This window comes from Mycobacterium sp. UM_Kg27 (genome assembly GCF_000972905.1).
Taxonomy (GTDB): Bacteria; Actinomycetota; Actinomycetes; order Mycobacteriales; family Mycobacteriaceae; genus Mycobacterium.
In genome coordinates this window covers 20,926-40,081 of record NZ_JRMM01000013.1, presented here as the reverse complement: position 1 = coordinate 40,081, position 19,156 = coordinate 20,926, and the positions used below count along the sequence as shown (strand labels likewise).

At 68.0% G+C, this 19,156-nt stretch carries 16 protein-coding genes and 2 tRNA genes; 10 read left to right on the top strand and 8 right to left on the bottom strand.

The features are described from left to right. Positions 1-140 precede the first annotated feature (140 nt). From LI94_RS03965 to pknB, 7 genes are all read left to right on the top strand, one after another. Entirely contained in the window at positions 141-1,619 is a 1,479-nt protein-coding gene (locus tag LI94_RS03965) for a DUF3662 and FHA domain-containing protein (protein WP_024442113.1), read from the top strand. A 154-nt stretch (positions 1,620-1,773) separates the two neighbouring features. After that, the gene (locus LI94_RS03960; RefSeq protein WP_024442112.1) at positions 1,774-2,241 is read left to right on the top strand and encodes an FHA domain-containing protein; all 468 of its coding nucleotides are present in this window, start codon (positions 1,774-1,776) and stop codon (positions 2,239-2,241) included. Beyond that, entirely contained in the window at positions 2,238-3,683 is a 1,446-nt protein-coding gene (locus tag LI94_RS03955; protein WP_046300360.1) for a protein phosphatase 2C domain-containing protein, read from the top strand. The genes LI94_RS03960 and LI94_RS03955 overlap by 4 nt, the downstream gene beginning before the upstream one ends. A gap of 74 nt (positions 3,684-3,757) precedes the next feature. Next, positions 3,758-5,167, top strand: a complete 1,410-nt coding sequence (locus tag LI94_RS03950; RefSeq protein WP_024442110.1) for an FtsW/RodA/SpoVE family cell cycle protein — start codon at positions 3,758-3,760, stop codon at positions 5,165-5,167. Next, a complete protein-coding gene (gene pbpA, locus LI94_RS03945; protein ID WP_046300359.1) occupies positions 5,164-6,645 on the top strand; it encodes a D,D-transpeptidase PbpA in 1,482 nt (493 codons plus the stop codon). Before LI94_RS03950 ends, pbpA begins: the two co-directional genes overlap by 4 nt. Further along, entirely contained in the window at positions 6,642-7,874 is a 1,233-nt protein-coding gene (locus LI94_RS03940; protein ID WP_024442108.1) for a protein kinase, read from the top strand. Before pbpA ends, LI94_RS03940 begins: the two co-directional genes overlap by 4 nt. Next, positions 7,871-9,745, top strand: a complete 1,875-nt coding sequence (pknB, locus tag LI94_RS03935; RefSeq protein ID WP_024442107.1) for a Stk1 family PASTA domain-containing Ser/Thr kinase — start codon at positions 7,871-7,873, stop codon at positions 9,743-9,745. Before LI94_RS03940 ends, pknB begins: the two co-directional genes overlap by 4 nt. A gap of 18 nt (positions 9,746-9,763) precedes the next feature. Here the strand turns inward: pknB and LI94_RS03930 are convergent, their stop codons facing one another. Both LI94_RS03930 and LI94_RS03925 read right to left on the bottom strand, forming a co-directional pair. After that, on the bottom strand, positions 9,764-10,444 hold the full coding sequence (locus LI94_RS03930) for an aminodeoxychorismate/anthranilate synthase component II (RefSeq protein WP_024442106.1): 681 nt from the start codon (positions 10,442-10,444) through the stop codon (positions 9,764-9,766). Positions 10,445-10,492: 48 nt separating this feature from the next. Then, complete coding sequence (locus tag LI94_RS03925) at positions 10,493-11,245, bottom strand: DUF881 domain-containing protein (protein ID WP_046300358.1); 753 nt, start codon at positions 11,243-11,245, stop codon at positions 10,493-10,495. Between the two features lie 101 nt (positions 11,246-11,346). On the opposite strand from LI94_RS03925, the gene crgA reads away from it, so the two are divergent. Continuing rightward, the gene (gene crgA, locus LI94_RS03920; RefSeq protein ID WP_024442104.1) at positions 11,347-11,631 is read left to right on the top strand and encodes a cell division protein CrgA; all 285 of its coding nucleotides are present in this window, start codon (positions 11,347-11,349) and stop codon (positions 11,629-11,631) included. A 129-nt stretch (positions 11,632-11,760) separates the two neighbouring features. Continuing rightward, positions 11,761-12,204 (top strand): PH domain-containing protein, encoded by a 444-nt coding sequence (locus tag LI94_RS03915; RefSeq protein ID WP_239651149.1) that lies wholly within the window; start codon positions 11,761-11,763, stop codon positions 12,202-12,204. Positions 12,205-12,223: 19 nt separating this feature from the next. Here the strand turns inward: LI94_RS03915 and LI94_RS03910 are convergent, their stop codons facing one another. After that, positions 12,224-12,772: a peptidylprolyl isomerase gene (locus LI94_RS03910; RefSeq protein WP_081654534.1), complete on the bottom strand. Its 549-nt coding sequence runs from the start codon at positions 12,770-12,772 to the stop codon at positions 12,224-12,226. Between the two features lie 40 nt (positions 12,773-12,812). Here LI94_RS03910 and cwsA point away from each other — a divergent pair, with 40 nt between their 5' ends. After that, positions 12,813-13,238 (top strand): cell wall synthesis protein CwsA, encoded by a 426-nt coding sequence (gene cwsA, locus LI94_RS03905; RefSeq protein WP_024442101.1) that lies wholly within the window; start codon positions 12,813-12,815, stop codon positions 13,236-13,238. Between the two features lie 32 nt (positions 13,239-13,270). On the opposite strand, the gene LI94_RS03900 is transcribed toward cwsA, so the two are convergent. The 5 genes from LI94_RS03900 to gyrB all read right to left on the bottom strand — a co-directional run bounded on the left by LI94_RS03900 (position 13,271) and on the right by gyrB (position 19,037). Continuing rightward, positions 13,271-13,343: transfer RNA gene (locus LI94_RS03900), tRNA-Ala, on the bottom strand. A gap of 12 nt (positions 13,344-13,355) precedes the next feature. Next, positions 13,356-13,429 (bottom strand) — tRNA-Ile (locus LI94_RS03895). 73 nt (positions 13,430-13,502) lie between these two features. Continuing rightward, positions 13,503-14,351 carry a DUF3566 domain-containing protein gene (locus tag LI94_RS03890; protein WP_024442100.1) on the bottom strand — a complete coding sequence of 283 codons (849 nt, stop codon included), beginning with the start codon at positions 14,349-14,351 and terminating at the stop codon, positions 13,503-13,505. A 56-nt stretch (positions 14,352-14,407) separates the two neighbouring features. Next, positions 14,408-16,903 (bottom strand): DNA gyrase subunit A, encoded by a 2,496-nt coding sequence (gene gyrA / locus LI94_RS03885; protein WP_024442099.1) that lies wholly within the window; start codon positions 16,901-16,903, stop codon positions 14,408-14,410. Between the two features lie 82 nt (positions 16,904-16,985). After that, complete coding sequence (gene gyrB / locus LI94_RS03880) at positions 16,986-19,037, bottom strand: DNA topoisomerase (ATP-hydrolyzing) subunit B (protein ID WP_152664746.1); 2,052 nt, start codon at positions 19,035-19,037, stop codon at positions 16,986-16,988. Positions 19,038-19,156: the final 119 nt, after the last annotated feature.

Here is a 19,156-nt window from a genome sequence, read left to right as displayed (position 1 = left end):
TATCCGATTCTCCGCCGTAGAAGGGTGCCGCCCTGGCACCCCGGGTCGATACCATGTCCAGGGCGGATGCAGCTGAGCGACACGCCGCAGCAGCGTCCCCGATAGGGCTAGTGACGGCGGAGAGTAAGGCGGGTAGCAGCTTGGACAGCCAGCGCGGGCTGGTTCATCGCATCGAGCGCAAACTCGAATCCGCTGTGGAGGATGCGATGGCCCGGGTCTTCGGAGGGGAAGTCCTCCCCGAGGAGATCGAGGCTGCGCTACGCCGTGAAGCCGCCGCCGGGGTGCGCTCCCTGGCCGGAGATCAACTTTTGGCGCCCAACGAATACGTCATTACCCTCGGTATGGACGACTACGACAAGGTGGGCGCCGACCAGGATCTGACGTCGAAGGCCTTCGCCCGGCATCTGGCTGGGCACATCGGCGAACAGGGGTGGCAAACGTATGGTGATGTGGTTGTCCGGTTCCAGCAGTCGCCGAGCCTGCGAACCGGCCAGGTCCGCGCACGGGGCGGCGTCAACCCTGACGCCCGCCCCCACGAGACGCTCAACGAATCCCGCCCGCCACAATCAGTTCATGCGTTTACCGCAGAATCAGGAGTGCCACCGATGACCGATAACCCGAGCTACCGCGGCGCCCACGGGCAGGATCGTCCCGGCGACGAGTATTACGACCCCCGCTACGGGCGGCCCGCCGACGATGCTCGCGGCGGTCAGGACGCCCGTGGCTACGGCCCCGACGGCGACCACTACCAGCAAGAGCAGCGCGGCGGCTATCCCGATCAGGGCCAGGGCGGCGGCTACGCTCCGCCCCGTCGGCCCGAGCAGGGTGGCTACCCCGAGCAGGGTGGCTACCCCGGTCAGGGCGGCTACGGCCAGGGCGGTGGCTACGGCCAGCAGGCCCAGCCGTACGAGCAGCGTCCGCCCAGCGGCTACGGCGCTCCCGCCGGCTACGAGCAGGGCTACCCCCAGCACCAGCCCGCGGCACCGGCCTACCCCGGCGGCGGCCAGCCCGGCTACGGCTACGGCGAGGCACCCCCGGCCCGCCAGGACGACTACGCCTACCCCGAGGGCCAGTACGAGCAGCGCCCCGCCTACGACCAGGGTGGGTATGACCAGGGCGGCCAGTCCTACGGCCGCCAGGACTACGGCCAGCCCGGCTACGGCTACGGCGAGGCCCCCCCGGCTCCCGCCGGCTACGACTACGGCCAGTCCGCGCCCGGCGGCTACGGCGAGGGTCAAGGCACTCAGGGCGGCTACGACTACGGCCAGCAGGCTCAGGGCGGATACGGGGAGGCACCGGGCGGAGGCTACGGCCAGCGCGCCTACTCCGCGCCCGCCTCGGTCACGCTGCAGCTCGACGACGGCAGCGGCCGTACCTACCAGCTGCACGAAGGCGCCAACGTGGTGGGCCGCGGTCAGGACGCCCAGTTCCGGTTGCCCGACACCGGGGTGTCGCGCCGTCACCTCGAAATCCGCTGGGACGGCCGGGTTGCCCTGCTGTCGGACCTGAACTCCACCAACGGCACCACGGTGAACAACGCTCCGGTCCAAGAGTGGCAGCTCGCCGACGGCGATGTCATCCGGCTGGGGCACTCCGAGATCATCGTCCGGGTCCACTAGGCACCGCGGCAGCGTCCACCCGACCGACAAACCCAACCAGCAAAGCGCTGCCGCTTTGCCCTACGGCCCCCCGCGCCCAAGTATCGTGACTTTGCCGAAGTGCTCCGCCGCCGGGAGCACGCCATGGGCTGCGCGACAACGGAGAGGACGCCGGATGCAGGGACTGGTACTGCAGCTGACGCGAGCCGGTTTTTTGACGTTGTTGTGGCTGTTCATCTGGTCCGTGCTGCGGATTTTGCGGACCGACATCTACGCACCGACCGGCGCGGTGATGGTCCGCCGCGGACTGTCGATCCGGGGCGTGCTGCTTCCGCCGCGCCAGCAACGGACCACCGCGCGGCATCTGGTGGTGACCGAAGGACCGCTGACCGGGGCCCGCATCGCGCTCAGCGATCAGCCGGTTCTGGTGGGCCGCGCCGACGACTCCACGCTGGTGCTCACCGACGATTACGCCTCCACCCGGCACGCTCGGCTATCTCAGCGGGGGACGGAATGGTATGTCGAAGATCTGGGTTCGACCAACGGGACCTACCTTGACAGGGTGAAGGTGACCACTGCGGTACGGGTTCCGGTCGGCACGCCGATACGAATCGGCAAGACCGCGATCGAGCTCCGCCGGTGAGCCTGGTTCTGCGGTACGCCGCCCGCAGCGACCGCGGTCTGGTGCGCTCCAACAACGAGGACTCCGTCTACGCCGGAGCCCGGCTGCTGGCGTTGGCCGACGGCATGGGCGGGCACGCGGCCGGTGAAGTCGCGTCGCAGCTTGTGATTGCCGCGCTGGCGCATCTCGACGACGACGAGCCCGGCGGTGACCTGCTGGGGAAGCTGGAAAGCGCCGTGCAAGAGGGCAACTCGGCGATCGCGGCCTACGTCGAAGAGCACCCCGAGCTTGAGGGCATGGGCACCACCCTGACCGCCATCCTGTTCGCCGGCCCCCGGCTGGGGCTGGCCCACATCGGCGACTCGCGCGGCTACCTGCTGCGCGACGGCGAGCTCACTCAGATCACCAAGGACGACACCTTCGTACAGACCCTGGTCGACGAAGGCCGCATCACCTTGGAGGAGGCACACAGCCACCCGCAGCGCTCGCTGATCATGCGCGCGCTGACCGGCCATGAGGTGGAGCCGACGCTGATCATGCGCGAGGCGCAGGCCGGTGATCGCTATCTGCTGTGCTCCGACGGACTGTCGGACCCGGTGAGCACCGAGACCATCCACGAGGCGCTGGAGATCCCGGACGTCAACGACTGCGCGCTGCGGCTCATCGAGCTGGCGTTGCGCGGGGGCGGCCCCGACAACGTCACGGTGGTGGTGGCCGACGTCGTCGACGTCGACTACGGCCAGACCCAGCCGATCCTGGCCGGGGCGGTCTCCGACAGCGACGACGACCATGTGATCGCCCTCAACACCGCCGCCGGGCGGGCATCGGCGATCTCCCCGCGCAAGACGGTCGCCAAGCGCGCGCTGCCGCGTATCGAAACGCCGGACCGGCAGCCCCGCTCCCGGCGACGCAAGTTCATCGCCGCGGCGCTGCTGTTGACGCTGGTGGGCGCCGGGCTGTTGGTCGGACGCGCAGTCGTGCGCACCAACTACTACGTCACCGCCTACGGCGGCACGGTGGCGATCATGCGCGGTGTGCAGGGCTCCATCCTGGGTGTGCCGCTGCAGGAGCCCTACCTGCTGGGCTGTCTGGACAGCAAGGGCCAGCTGGTGCAGATCAGCTTCAAGCAGTCCGGCGACAAGCTGAGCTGCCGGCTGATGACGCTGCAGGATCTCCGTCCGCCGGCCCGCCAACAGGTCAGCAACGGCCTGCCTGCCGGCACCCTCGACGACGCGATCACCCAACTGCGCAATCTGGCCCGCGACTCACTGCTGCCGCCGTGCCCGCACGGCACCACCACCGGCTCCAGTTCCACGCCGTCGCGCAGCCCCGCTCCCGGGATGGTCCCCACCGGTCCGCGGCCCGGCCCGCCGCCCCCGTCCGGAAAGTCACGTCTGCCCACCCTGACCAACCTGCCGCCGGCCCCTCCAGAACCGGGGACCGACTGCCGGGCAGCCTCATGATCCGCGCCGGCGACGACGCGGTGGCGGGCGATGAGCGGGGCGCACCTCCCGCGGGCGGGGGAGACCACAGCGACGTGAGCACCGCGCCGCAGCCGCCGGTGACGCTGACACCGGCGCTGCCGGATCGGCGTAACGCCGAACTGCTGCTGCTGTGCTTCGCCACCATGATCATCGCGGTGGCGATGCTGATCGTCGAGGCCGGTCACGAGCAGGGCCTGCGCTGGGACCTGGTCGGTTACGGGGTGGCGTTTCTGGTGCTGTTCGGCTTCGCGCACCTGGTCATCCGGCGGTCGGCACGGTACGCCGACCCGCTGCTGCTGCCGGTGGTGGCGCTGCTCAACGGCCTCGGGCTGGTGATGATCCACCGCATCGATCTCGGCGTCGCGATCGACGGCGCCGGCGCGCGTCCCGGCGCCAGCGCGCAGATGCTGTGGACACTGGTCGGCGTCGGCGTCTTCGCCCTGGTGCTGGTGGCCCTCAAAGACCACCGTCAGCTGTCCGGCAGCGGCTACGTCTGCGGCCTGGCCGGCTTGGTGCTGCTGGTGATCCCCGCCCTGCTGCCGGCCTCGTTGTCCGAGCGTCAGGGTGCCAAGATTTGGATTCGGTTGCCGGGCTTCACAATTCAGCCTGCCGAGTTCTCCAAGATCTTGTTGCTGATTTTCTTCGCCGCGGTGCTGGTGTCCAAACGCCGGTTGTTCACCAGCGCCGGCAAGCACGTGCTGGGCATGAACCTGCCCCGGCCGCGCGACCTGGCGCCGCTGCTGGCCGCCTGGGTGATCTCGGTGGGAGTCATGGCGTTCGAGAAGGACCTCGGCACGTCGTTGCTGCTGTACGCATCGTTCCTGGTGGTGGTGTACCTGGCCACCCGCCGGTTCAGCTGGATGGTGATCGGCATGCTGCTGTTCGCCGCCGGCAGCGTGGCCGCCTACTTCCTGTTCAGCCACGTCCGGGTGCGGGTACAAACCTGGCTGGACCCCTTCGCCGACCCGGAGGGCGCCGGCTATCAGATGGTGCAGTCGCTGTTCAGCTTCGCCACCGGCGGCATCTTCGGCACCGGACTGGGCAACGGACAGCCCGGATATGTGCCCGCGGCCTCGACGGACTTCATCATCGCCGCATTCGGCGAGGAACTGGGTCTGGTCGGGCTGGCCGGCGTGCTCATCCTCTACACCATCGTGATCGTGCGTGGGATGCGCACAGCGATAGCGGTGCGGGACAGCTTCGGCAAGCTGTTGGCCGCCGGCTTGGCCGCCACCCTGGGCATTCAGCTGTTCATCGTGGTCGGTGGGGTGACGAAGCTGATTCCGCTGACCGGGCTCACCACCCCGTGGCTGTCCTACGGCGGATCGTCATTGCTGGCCAACTACGTGCTGCTGGCGATCGTGCTGCGGGTCTCGCACGCCGCCCGCCGGCCGCTGAGCACCCATCCCGTGCGCCCGACTCCGATCGGCGACACCGGCACGGCGGTGATCGAGCGCGTATGAACACCTCCCTGCGCCGCGTCACGATGACCCTGATGGCGCTGATCGTGCTGCTGTTGGGCAACGCCACCCTGACCCAGGTCTTCGCCGCCGATGGGCTGCGCGCCGACCCGCGCAACCAGCGGGTGCTGCTCGACGAGTACTCCCGGCAACGCGGTCAGATCACCGCCGCCGGCCAGCTGCTGGCTTACTCGGTCGCCACCGACGACCGCATCAAATACCAGCGCATCTACCCCGACCCGGCCGTCTATGCCCCGGTCACCGGGTTCTACTCGCTGCGGTACTCCAGCAGCGGCCTCGAGCGTGCCGAGGACACCGTGCTCAACGGGTCGGACCCGCGGTTGTTCGGGCTGCGGTTGGCCGACTTCTTCACCGGCCGCAACCCGCGCGGCGGCACCGTGGAAGCCACCATCCGGCCCCGGGTGCAGCAAGCGGGCTGGGAGGCGATGCGCAACGGTTGCACCGGCGGCTGTCGCGGTGCGGTGGTGGCCCTGGAACCGTCCACCGGCAAGGTCCTGGCGATGGTGTCGGCGCCGTCGTATGACCCCAACCTGCTGTCCTCGCACGATTCGGCCCAACAGGGCCAGGCCTGGCAACAGCTGCGCGACGACCCGGCCTCACCACTGACCAACCGCGCCACCAGCGAGACCTACCCGCCGGGCTCGACGTTCAAGGTGATCACGACGGCGGCGGCGCTGCAGGCAGGCGTCAGTGAGAACGAGTCCCTGACCAACGCGGCGCGCATCGCGCTGCCCGACAGCACGGTCACGCTGGAGAACTACGGCGGCAGCACCTGCGATGGCGGCAACGAGCCGACCGTGCCGCTGCGGGTGGCGTTCGCGCGTTCCTGCAACACCGCCTTCGTCCAGTTGGGTATGCGTACCGGTGTGGACGCTCTGCGCAGCACGGCCCAGGGCTTCGGGCTGGATATCACCCCCGAGCCGATACCGCTGCAGGTCGCGGAGTCCACCGTCGGCCGGATCCGCGACGCGGCCGCGCTCGGGATGACCAGCATCGGCCAGAAGGATGTCGCGGTCACTCCGCTGAAGAACGCGGTCATCGCGGCGACCATCGCCAACGGCGGGCTGACCATGCAGCCGTATCTGGTCGACGGCCTGGAGGGTCCGGACCTGGCGGGCATCGCCACCACCCAGCCGCGCGAGCAGCGCCGTGCAGTGTCCTCGCAGGTCGCGGCTAAGCTAACTGAACTAATGATCGACGCCGAAAGAATGACCCAGCAGGAGGGGGCCATCCCGGGCGTACAGATCGCGTCGAAGACCGGCACCGCCGAACACGGTGCCGATCCGCGGAACACCCCGCCGCACGCGTGGTACATCGCCTTTGCCCCGGCCAGCGCCCCGAAAGTGGCCGTTGCCGTCCTGGTCGAAGACGGCGGCGACCGCTTGGCCGCCACCGGCGGTGCCCTGGCCGCACCGATCGGACGCGCCGTGATCCAAGCCGCCCTGCAGGGGGGCTCATGAGTCCACAGGTCGGCGCGGCACTGGCCGGGCGTTATCGGTTGCAGCGGCTCATCGCCACCGGCGGCATGGGCCAGGTGTGGGAGGCCGTCGACAACCGGCTGGGCCGCCGCGTCGCGGTCAAGGTGCTCAAGCCGGAGTTCTCCTCGGATCCGGAGTTCATCGAGCGGTTCCGCGCCGAGGCCCGCAACACCGCGATGCTCAACCATCCGGGTATCGCCAGCGTGCACGACTACGGCGAGACCGACCTGGACGGGGAGGGCCGCACCGCGTTCCTGGTCATGGAACTGGTCAACGGTGAGCCGCTGAACTCGGTGCTCAAGCGGACCGGGCGGCTGTCCCTGCGGCATGCCCTGGACATGCTGGAGCAGACCGGGCGCGCCCTGCAGGTGGCGCACAGCACCGGACTGGTCCACCGTGACGTCAAGCCCGGCAACATCATGATCACGCCCACCGGCCAGGTGAAGATCACCGACTTCGGTATCGCCAAGGCCGTCGACGCCGCCCCGGTCACCCAGACCGGGATGGTGATGGGCACCGCCCAGTACATCGCCCCGGAGCAGGCGCTGGGCCAGGACGCCACCGCTGCCAGTGACGTGTACTCGCTGGGGGTGGTCGGCTACGAGGTGCTCTCCGGGCGGCGGCCGTTCACCGGCGACGGCGCGCTGACCGTCGCGATGAAGCACATCAAAGAGCCCCCGCCGCCGCTGCCCGCCGAGTTGCCGCCCAACGTGCGCGAACTGATCGAGATCACGCTGGCCAAGAACCCGGCCATGCGCTACCGCAGTGGCGGCCCGTTCGCCGATGCCGTGGCCGCGGTGCGCTCCGGGCGGCGTCCCACGCGGCCCAGTCAGGCGCTGCCGGCCGGGCGCGCCGCCCCGTCGGCCATCCCGTCGGGTGTCGTGACCCGGGCCGCTCCGCCCGTGTCCGCGCGGGCCACCGCGGCGCGCCGGGCCCGGCCCAGCGCCGGCAACCATCGCACGCCCCCGCCGCGGCGCACCTTCACCGCCGGGCAGCGCGCGCTGCTGTGGGCGGCCGGGGTGCTCGGCACGCTGGCGATCATCATCGCGGTGCTGATCGTGGTCAACGCCAAGAGCCCGGGCGGCTCCCTGGCGCCGGCCACCGTCACCGACACCGGGGCTCCGCTAACCAGCTCGTCGAACGCTGAGTCGTCGGCGACGTCTCCGGCCGCGCAATCATCGGGTTGGACCTGGCACAGGACGTCGCAATGACCACGCCGCAACGGCTCTCCGATCGCTACGAGCTCGGCGAGATCCTCGGCTTCGGCGGCATGTCGGAGGTGCACCGCGCTGTCGACACCCGCTTGCACCGCGAGGTCGCGGTGAAGGTGCTGCGTGCCGACCTGGCCCGCGACCCCAGCTTCTACCTGCGCTTCCGGCGCGAGGCACAGAACGCCGCTGCCCTGAACCACCCGGCGATCGTCGCGGTCTACGACACCGGTGAAGCCGAGACCCCGGCCGGTCCGCTGCCCTACATCGTGATGGAGCTCGTCGAGGGCGTCACGCTACGCGACATCGTGCACAACGACGGCCCGATGCCGCCGATCCGCGCCATCGAGGTGATCGCGGACGCCTGCCAAGCGCTGAACTTCAGCCACCAGCACGGCATCATCCACCGCGACGTCAAGCCGGCCAACATCATGATCGACATGCACAACGCGGTGAAGGTCATGGACTTCGGCATCGCCCGTGCCGTCGCCGACGCCGGCAACAGCGTCACCCAGACCGCCGCCGTGATCGGCACCGCCCAGTACCTGTCACCCGAGCAGGCTCGCGGCGACACCGTCGACGCCCGCTCGGACGTGTATTCGCTGGGCTGTGTGCTTTACGAAATCCTCACCGGCGACCCACCTTTCGTCGGCGACTCCCCGGTTGCGGTGGCCTACCAGCACGTCCGCGAGGATCCGGTGCCCCCGTCGCAGCGGCTCCCGAGCCTGCCCGCCGATCTGGACGCCGTGGTGCTCAAGGCGCTGGCGAAGAATCCGGACAACCGCTACCAGACCGCCGCCGAGATGCGTGCCGATCTGGTGCGGGTCCACAACGGGGAGACGCCCGAAGCCCCCCGGGTGCTCACCGCGGCCGATCGTGCCTCGATCATGACGCCGCGGGCCGGTGACCACACCGGTGCACAGACCGACCCGCTGCCCCGCCAGGAACTCGACTTCGGCCACGAGCGGCCGGGCTCGGTGGGCCGCTGGCTGATCGCCGCGATCGTGCTCGCCGTGCTGACCGTCATCGTCACGGTGTCGATCAACACGTTCGGCGGCCGCACCCACCAGATCCAGGTGCCCGACGTCAGCGGCCGTGCGTCGGTCGACGCGATCGCCGAACTGCAGAACAAGGGCTTCAAGACCCGCACCGAGCAGCGCTCCGATTCCCACGTCCCGCCCGACCATGTGATCGGCACCGACCCGCCCGCCGGCTCCCCGGCGAACAAGGGCGACAAGATCACCGTTGACGTGTCCTACGGGCCGGAGCAGCGTCAGCTTCCCGATGTCGCGACCCTGAGCTACGCCGACGCGGTCAAGAAGCTGACCGCCGCCGGGTTCGGCAAGTTCAAGCAGGTCAACTCGCCGTCCACCCCGGAACTCAAGGACAAGGTGGTCGGCACCAACCCGCCGGCGAATCAGACCACGGCTGTCACCAACGAGATCATCATCGTGATCGGCAGCGGCCCGGCCACCAAGCCCGTTCCTGACGTCACCGGCCAGACCGTGGATCTGGCGCAGAAGAACCTGACCGTCTACGGCTTCACCAAGATCACCGAGGTGGCGGTGGACAGTCCGCGACCCGCCGGCGAGGTGATCGCCACCAGCCCGCCCAGCGGTGAGACGGTGCCCGTCGACGCGGTGATCGAGCTGCGGGTGTCGCGGGGCAACCAGTTTGTGATGCCGGATCTGGCCGGCATGTTCTGGACCGACGCCGAACCGCAGCTGCGGGCCCTGGGCTGGACCGGGATGCTGGTCAAGGGCGCCGACGTCGATGCCGGCGGATCCGGGCACAACCGGGTGCTCTACCAGAGCCCGGCGGCCGGACAGGGTGTGAACACCGATGGCAACATCACGCTGCGCTTCGGTCAGTAACGCGGCGCTGGCGAACGGCTACGGAACAGGGGCGGGCGGCCGGGCGGTCTGGACCGTCGCGGCGATCTCCTCCTCCAGCCGGCGCACCAAGGCTTCGAGGTCATCCGGGTCGCAGCTGTAGCCGCAATAGCCCAGCCAGTTGGCCAGCATCCGGTGACCGCCCTCGGTGAGGATGGACTCCGGGTGAAACTGCACCCCGTGGATGGGCAGCTCCGTGTGCCGCACCGCCATGATCACTCCGCCGCGGGTGCGCGCCGTCGCCTCCAGAACGGGCGGCAGCGTCTCGGGCAGGATCGTCAACGAGTGGTAGCGGGTGGCCGTGAACGGATCCGGCAAACCCTTGAGCACCCCCGCACCGGAGTGAAAGACCGTGCTGGTCTTGCCGTGCAGCAACTCCGGCGCCCGGCCCACGGTGCCGCCGAAGGCGACGCCGATCGCCTGGTGCCCCAGGCAGACCCCCAGCACCGGGATTCCGGCAGCCGCGCACGCCCCGACCAGGGCGATCGAGGCGCCGGCGCGTTCGGGCGTGCCCGGTCCGGGGCTCAGCAACACCCCGTCGAAGTCGGCCACCGCAGCGGCCGGGTCGCTCAGGCGCGCGTCGTCGTTACGCCAGACGGCAGCCTGCACACCCAACTGGCCCAGATACTGGACCAGGTTGAACACAAAGCTGTCGTAATTGTCGACGACGAGGATCCGCACGACCAACAGGCTACCGCCGCGTTGACGGCGACGGCCCGCTGCGCCCAATCAGTAGTCGACCGGGCCGACCGGCACGGCGTAGCGCATCCGGGCGACGGCCGGTGTCTCGACGACCTCCAGGTCCGCACTGACCTGCTCGCTGTAACCCAGGCCGAACCGGATCACGTACTGCTTGTAGAGAGTGATCAGGGGATCGTCGGCCAGCGCGGCCTGCATCGCGGCCGGGTCACCGATCGCGGTCACCACGTACGGTGGGCTGTAGGTCCGGCCGTCCAGCAGCAGAGTGTTACCCACGCACCGCGGCGCCGATTCCGCGGTGATCCGCTGGTCCTGCATCTGCACAGCTTCGGCGCCGGCGCTCCACAAAACGTTGAGCACGGCGGAGATGTCCTGTTGGTGCACCACCAGGTCGTCGGGGGAGGCGTCGCGTGGGAACCGGCCGTTGGCATCACGCTGGGCGTCGGCGAGCGTCACGACCAGGCCCGGCCCGTACATCGCCTCCAGCCCGCCGGTCGATGCGAGTTGCTCGCTGCGTTTGCGCATCGCCGACAGGGCGATGCCGGAGCTTCGGCCGTGGACTGAACCCACACCGGCTGCCAGCGTGTCACGCTGCGCGGTGAGTTCTTCCACCGTGGCCTGGGTCGCGCGGACCAGATCGACCAGTCGGGGGGCGTCGCCACGCCGGATCTCCTTACCGCCGGAGACCCCGTGAGTGGCCGCCAGCAGCAGGCCCGCCAGCAGGCAGACCAGCGGAACTCCGATCCGCCACGGGGAACGGCGGCCGGAGGACGGCAGTCCCATCTGCGCCATCGGCTCTCCCGTTCTCGGCTGGACTAGCCTGCTGGGCTAATCTCGTACCGACCCATACTCGCAGCTTCACGCCGCACTTTCCCGAGGTACCGATGCCCAAGTCCAAGGTTCGCAAGAAGACCACCAGCTTCACCCCTTCGTCGGTGAGCCGTACCCCGGTCAAGGTCAAAGGCGGCCCATCGAGCACATGGTTCGTCGCACTGTTCCTGGGGCTGATGCTCCTCGGACTGGTGTGGCTGATGGTGTATCAGCTGGGGGCCACCGGGCTGGATGCCCCCGCCGCGCTCAACTGGATGGCCGAACTGGGCCCGTGGAACTATGCCATCGCGTTTGCCTTCATGATCACCGGGCTATTACTCACCATGCGCTGGCACTGAGCTGCACGGACGCGGTATTTCGGTTATGTCGGACCGCCGCCGATGCCGGCTCAGCACCCGTGTCCTGGGTCAATCACATCGATGTGATTTATCCCCACTGTGGACAACTCCTGTAGATAACCTCGAAACGTGCAGGTCGACGTGAGTCAGCCCGGGCATGCGCAGACGGAGTGGTCGCCACCGGCCGGCGGAATCGTTGCGTGCGCGCTTGTCGGGGCCGCGTTGGCCATCAGCGCTACGACGATCGCCACCGATACCCCCGGACGGGTGCTGGGCAGCGTTGCCGGACTGGGATTGCTGGTGTTCTCCGGGTTGTCCTGGCGGGCCCGGCCCAAGCTCGCGCTGACGTTCGACGGCCTCGCGGTGCGGGGTTGGTGGCGCACCAAAGTGCTCACCCCGGACAGCCTCACCCGGCTTCGTGTCACCGAGTACCAGCGCATCGGGCGCAAGCATCGGCTACTGGAGATCGAAACCGTCGATGACGAGTTACTGATCCTGTCGCGGTGGGATTTGGGAACCGACCCGCGCGAGGTGTTCGAAGTACTGTCAACGGCCGGCTACACCGGCCGCTGACCACGGCCACGCGTCGCCGCTAGGCGACCGTGATGGACTCGATGACGACCGGCTCGGTGGGCCGGTCGGCACGGTCGGTCGCGGTGGTGGCGATGGCGTCCACAACCGCCTGCGAGTCCGCGTCCACGACCTCACCGAAGATGGTGTGCCTGCGGTTCAGGTGCGGGGTCTGGCCCACGGTGATGAAGAACTGCGAGCCGTTGGTGCCCGGTCCGGCGTTGGCCATCGCCAGCAGGTAGGGCTTGTCGAACACCAGCTCCGGGTGGAACTCGTCCTCGAACTTGTAGCCGGGGCCGCCGCGACCGGTACCGGTCGGGTCGCCGCCCTGGATCATGAATCCGCCGATCACCCGGTGGAACACCGCGCCGTCGTAGAACGGCCCCGAGGAGCCGCCGGAGGCGTTGGTGGTCGAGTACTCCTTGGTGCCCTGGGCCAGGCCGACGAAGTTGGCCACGGTCTTGGGAGCGTGGTTGCCGAACAGCGCGATCTTGATGTCGCCGCGGTTGGTGTGCAGCGTGGCAGTTGCGGTGGCAATGGAGCTGGAGGTCATGGGATCACAGTCTGCCATTCGCGCCGTGGTGGGCTGCGTCACGGGTAGCGTTGTGCCCATGCGCCTGGCGACCGAGACCCCGCTGACCCACCGAGAGCGCCTGACTCGCGGTCTCGCCCACACCGCTGCCGGGCCGGTGGACGTGGCGCTTGGCGCCGCGGGTCTCAGCGGCGCCGCTGTGCGCCGCGGGGCGGTCGAATTACGCCGGCGCTATCGGGACAGCCAACTGTCCGACCGCGTCTCCGAGGCCGCCGAAGCCGCGGCCCGGGAACTGGCCGCCGCCCAAGAGGCCGTCGCCGGCTTCCCGGAGCTGTTGGAAGGTCGTGCCCCTCGCCGTCATGTTCGCCGGTCCTGGGTGCTCGCGGCGGCCGCCGGTGCGGCACTGCTGGCGGGCGGGGTGGTGGCGGTGTTGATCCGCCGCTCGAACCGGCCGCAGGAGTCGTCGCCGCGCCCACCGAGCGTGGACGCACAGCACAAGATTTAGCGCACCGGGGCGACGCCTGCGCGTTCGCATTGTGGAGCCTAGGAGATTCGAACTCCTGACATCTGCCTTGCAAAGGCAGCGCTCTACCAACTGAGCTAAGGCCCCTGGTGGGACTCGTGGGCCTAGGAGGACTCGAACCTCCGACCTCTTCGTTATCAGCGAAGCGCTCTAACCGCCTGAGCTATAGGCCCGTAGTCGTCTGCGACCGAGCGAGATTACCGCACTGGGTGCCCGCTCACCAAAATGCCGTGAGCGCCCGGCCCGTCAGTCCCGGTCAGCCAGGGTTACCTCTACGCCGCCGACGACGTCGGTGCTGAGGTTGTAGATCACCACGCCAAGGGTGGCCATCGCGGTCAGCACCACGATATTCACCAGCCCGATCAGCGCAGCGCCGCCGAAAATCGAACCGGCGGAAACCAGTTCGGCGGCACTGTTGTTGGTCAACAGGTCGCCCACGTTGCTGTTCAGCTTGTTCCAGACGCCCATTGCGCCCAAAGCGACGTACAGCACTGCCACCGCGATCATCCAGACGAAGAACAGCGCCGTCGACAGCAGCAAGGACACCTTGAGCGCGCTCCAGGGGTCGATCCGGCGAATCTGCATGCTTGCCCGCAGCGGCCCGCGCGGGCCCGCCGACACCTGCGGGCGGCGGGCCGGAGACCGCCGCTGCGCCGGTTCGGACAGATCCGGCAACTCGCTGACGTAGGCGTCGTCGGGTTGGGCGGGCTTCACCGGCGGCGCGGGCTTGGCGGCCGGCTTGGCCGGTTGACCCGGCGGCTTGGCAGGCTGAGCGGGCGGCTTGGTCGCCGCCGGGGGCTTGGCCGGGGCCTGCTGCGGCGCGCCGGGCGCGGGAGGCGCTGTCGGGGCAGCCGTCCCGGACACGAAACGGCGTATCCGCTCGTCAACGCCGGGGGAGTGCGCCCCGCCGTCTGCGGGCCGGGCCGGTGCGGCCGGGCGGGCCTGACCGCCGCGCTGCCACGGCGGGGCTTCCCCGGTCTCGGTGATCCGGCCGGGACGGCCCGCGGGCCGCTGACCCGGCTCGCCCGGACCGTTGCCGGCCGAGTCCGCCTTGCCCCCGTTGCCCGGGTGCCCCGGCTCGTTCGGTGCGCTCACCCACGACTCCTTACCTGCGTGTCCCCACCGCGCCGCGGCCGGGTCTGGCGTCGGGTTCAGCTACCCGAGTCCTCGTCGACCGCCTCTTCATCGGCGTTCCGCGCAATCGCTATCAGTGTGTCGCCCTCGCCCAAGTTCATCAAGCGAACGCCCTTGGTCTGACGTCCGGCCTTACGAACCTGCCGTGCCGCGGTGCGAATCACACCGCCACCGGAGGTGATCGCGTAGAGCTCACTGTCATCGTCGACGATCAGTGCCCCGACCAGCCGGCCTCGCCGCGAATCGTACTGAATGGTCAAGATTCCCTTGCCGCCGCGACCCTGCGCGGTGTACTCCTCGATCGCCGTGCGTTTGGCGTACCCGCCGGCGGTGGCCACCAGCAGATAGGTGTCCTCGCGGACCACATTGAGCGACAGCAGCCGGTCGTCGGCGTTGAATCGCATGCCCTGCACACCGGAGGTGGCGCGGCCCATCGGCCGTAGCGCTTCGTCGGTGGCCGAGAACCGGATGGACTGACCGTTCGCCGACACCAGCAGCAGGTCTTCCTCGGCCGAGCACAGCACCGCGCCCACCAGTTCGTCCCCGTCGCGCAGGTTGATCGCGACGATGCCGCCGGATCGGTTCGAGTCGAAGTCGGTCAGCTTGGACTTCTTGACCAGACCGTTGCGGGTGGCCAACACCAGATACGGCGCGTCTTCGTAACTCTTGATCTGGATGACCTGAGCGATGCGCTCCTCGGGCTGGAAGGCCAGCAGGTTGGCGACGTGCTGACCGCGTGCGGTGCGCAACGCCTCCGGCAGGTCGTAGGCCTTGGCTCGGTACACCCGGCCCTGGGTGGTGAAGAACAGGATCCAGTCATGAGTCGAGCACACGAAGAAGTGCGCGACGATGTCGTCCTGCTTGAGACCGGCGCCCTGTACGCCCTTACCGCCCCGCTTCTGGCTGCGGTACAGGTCGGTCTTGGTGCGCTTGGCGTAGCCGGTCTCGGTGATGGTGACGACGACGTCCTCGCGGGCGATCAGATCCTCGTCGGCGACGTCGCCGTCGGCGGGGATGATCCGGGTGCGGCGGTCGTCGCCGTACTTCTCGATGAGCTCAGCCAGTTCGTCATGCACGATCGCACGCTGCCGTTCCGGCTTTTCCAGAATGTCCTTGAGGTCTGCGATCTCGGCTTCGATCTTGGCCAATTCATCGATGATCTTCTGGCGTTCCAGCGCGGCCAGCCGGCGCAGCTGCATGTCCAAAATCGCTTGCGCCTGAATGTCATCGATGTCGAGCAGCTCGATCAGGCCCTGGCGGGCGATGTCGACGGTCTGCGATGCCCGGATCAGGGCGATCACCTCATCGAGGGCATCGAGTGCTTTGACCAGACCGCGCAGGATGTGGGCCCGCTCTTCGGCTTTGCGTAGCCGGTAGCGGGTGCGCCGAACGATGACGTCCAACTGATGAGCCACGTAGTAGCGGATCATCTGATCCAGCCGGAGGGTGCGCGGCACTCCGTCAACGATCGAGAGCATGTTGGCGCCGAAGCTGGTCTGCAGCTGGGTGTGCTTGTAAAGGTTGTTCAGCACCACCTTGGCAACCGCGTCGCGCTTGATCTCGACGACGATGCGCAGTCCCACCCGGTCACTGCTCTGGTCTTCAATGTTGGCGATTCCCACCAACTTCCCGTCGCGCACCTGCTCGGCGATCGACGTGATGAAGTTGTCGTGGTTGACCTGATAGGGCAGCTCGGTGATGACCAGCAGGGCCCGCCCGCGCGAGTCCTCCTCGATCTCGACAACGCCGCGCATCCGGATGGAGCCGCGCCCGGTTCGGTAGGCGTCGTTGATGCCCTGCGAACCGACGATCAGGCCGGAGGTGGGGAAGTCCGGGCCCTTGACCCGCTCCATGACCGCTTCCAGGGTGGTTTCTTCGTCGGCCTCGTGGTTATCCAGGCACCAGAACACCGCTTCGGCGAGTTCGCGCAGGTTGTGCGGCGGGATGTTGGTCGCCATACCGACCGCGATACCGCCGGAACCGTTGGCCAGCAGGTTCGGGAACCGGCTCGGCAGCACCGTCGGCTCTTGTACCCGGCCGTCGTAGTTCGGGACGAAATCGACTGTTTCCTCGTCGATTTCGCGCAGCATCTCCATGGCCAGCGGAGTCAGCCGGGCCTCGGTGTAACGCATGGCGGCCGCGGGGTCGTTGCCCGGCGAACCGAAGTTGCCCTGGCCGTCGACCAGCGGGTAGCGCAACGACCACGGCTGAGCCATCCGGACCAGGGTGTCGTAGATCGAGGCGTCGCCGTGCGGGTGGTAGTTGCCCATCGTCTCGGCGACCGACCGTGCGGACTTCGCGTGGCTGCGGTCCGGACGGAACCCGGAGTCATACATCGCGTAGAGCACGCGGCGGTGCACCGGCTTGAGACCGTCACGCACCTCGGGCAGTGCACGGCCCACGATCACGCTCATGGCGTAGTCGATGTAGCTGCGCTGCATCTCCTGCTGGATATCGACCGGTTCGATCCGGTCCACCGAGTCGTCCCCGGGTGGCAGCGTGGTGTCTGTCATCTATTCCTCGTTCTGTGAAGAAGTCCGTCCGGTCAGATGTCGCGATGTCACGTCAAGGTCGGTTCGACGTCGCAATACATCTCTAAACGTCCAAGAAGCGAACGTCTTTCGCGTTGCGCGTGATGAAGCTGCGGCGGGCCTCAACGTCCTCGCCCATCAGGATCGAGAACAACTCGTCCGCGGCGGCCGCGTCGTCGAGCGTGATCTGGCGCAGCACCCGCACACTGGGATCCATCGTGGTCTCCCACAGCTCCTTGGCATCCATCTCACCGAGGCCCTTGTACCGCTGAATGCCGTCATCGATGTTGATCTTCTTGCCGGCGGCCTTGCCGGCTTCCAGCAGGCCATCACGTTCGCGGTCGGAGTAGGCGAATTCGGCGTCGTTACCGCGCTGCCACTTGAGCTTGTACAGCGGTGGCTGCGCCAAGAACACGTGCCCGTGCTCCACCAGCGGCCGCATGAAACGGAACAACAGGGTGAGCAGCAGCGTTGAGATGTGCTGGCCGTCGACGTCGGCGTCGGCCATCAGCACGATCTTGTGGTAGCGCAGTTTGGAGATGTCGAATTCGTCGTGAATACCGGTGCCCAGTGCGGTGATAATGGCCTGGACCTCGTTGTTCTTCAGGACGCGATCGATGCGCGCCTTCTCGACGTTGATGATCTTGCCGCGCAGCGGCAGGATCGCCTGGAACATCGAGTCGCGGCCGCTCTTCGCCGAGCCGCCGGCCGAATCACCCTCCACCACATACAGTTCGGACTTACTCGGGTCATTCGAGCGGCAGTCGGCCAGCTTTCCGGGCAGGCCGCCCAGATCCGTTGCGCTCTTGCGCCGCACCAATTCTCGGGCTTTGCGGGCGGCCATGCGGGCCTGCGCCGAAGAGACCGCCTTGTTGATGATGGTCTTGGCTTCGGCGGGGTTGGCCTCGAACCAGTGGCCCAGCTGCTCATTGCAGACTTTCTGCACGAACGACTTGACCTCGGTGTTGCCCAGCTTGGTCTTGGTCTGGCCCTCGAACTGCGGCTGGGACACCTTCACGGAGATGACCGCGGCCAAGCCCTCGCGGATGTCGTCACCGGTGAGGTTTGGGTCCTTGTCCTTGAGCAGCTTCTTGTCCTTGGCGTATTTGTTGACCACGCTGGTCAATGCCGACCGGAAACCCTCTTCGTGAGTGCCGCCCTCGGCGGTGTTGATGGTGTTGGCGAAGGTGTGCACCGACTCGGAGTATCCGCCGTTCCACTGCATGGCAATCTCGACTTCATGTCCGGTTCCCTTGCCGTCGAAGTCGACGATGGTCGGGTGGATCGCGGTCTTGCTGCGGTTGATGTGCGCGACGAAATCGCGCAGACCGCCGGGGTAGCAGAAGACGCGGTGCTTGACCTTGTGTGGAGCTACGGCCTCGGCGGCCTGTTCCTCCGCGGTCTTGGGTGCTTCGGCGGTGTCGCTGACAACCTCGTCGACGACCTCTTCGACGCGCACCCGCTCATCGGTGAGGTCGATGGTCAGGCCCTTGTTGAGGAATGCCATCTCCTGCAGGCGCCGCGCCACAGTCTCGAAGTCATAGGTGGTGGTTTCGAAGATGTCCGGGTCGGCCCAGAACCGGATGGTGGTGCCGGTCTTCTTGGTCTTCTCGCCCTTGCGCAGGGTCCCGGGAACGGATTTGTCGTAGGACTGGAACCACTGGTAGCCGTCGACGCAGATGTCGGCCTCCAGTCGGGTGGACAGCGCGTTGACCACCGAGACGCCGACGCCGTGCAGACCGCCGGAGACGCTGTAGGCGCCCTCTTCGAACTTTCCGCCGGCGTGCAGCACGGTCATGACCACATCGACGGTCGGGATGCCGGTGGCGTGCATGGCGACCGGGATACCTCGACCGTCGTCGGTCACCTCGACGCCACCGTCTTCGAGGATGCGCACGGTCACCTGCGAGGCGAACCCGGCCATGGCCTCGTCGACCGCGTTGTCGACAACCTCCCAGATCAGGTGGTGGAGACCGCGTTCACCGGTGGAGCCGATGTACATACCGGGTCTTTTACGGACTGCTTCGAGGCCTTCGAGAACCTTGATCGAATCGGCACCATATTTGTTTTGGGCAGCCACGGTCGGGGAGCTCTCCTCAGGTTCGCAAGTCAGCATTCGACGCAGCACTCGGGTGCATGCGCGGGATACTGAGCCAGTCTACCTTGAGGCCCCGACGGCGAGCATTTTCTTGTGGTGTTTCTGCCTACCTGATTGCGCCGTGGCGTCGATATCGC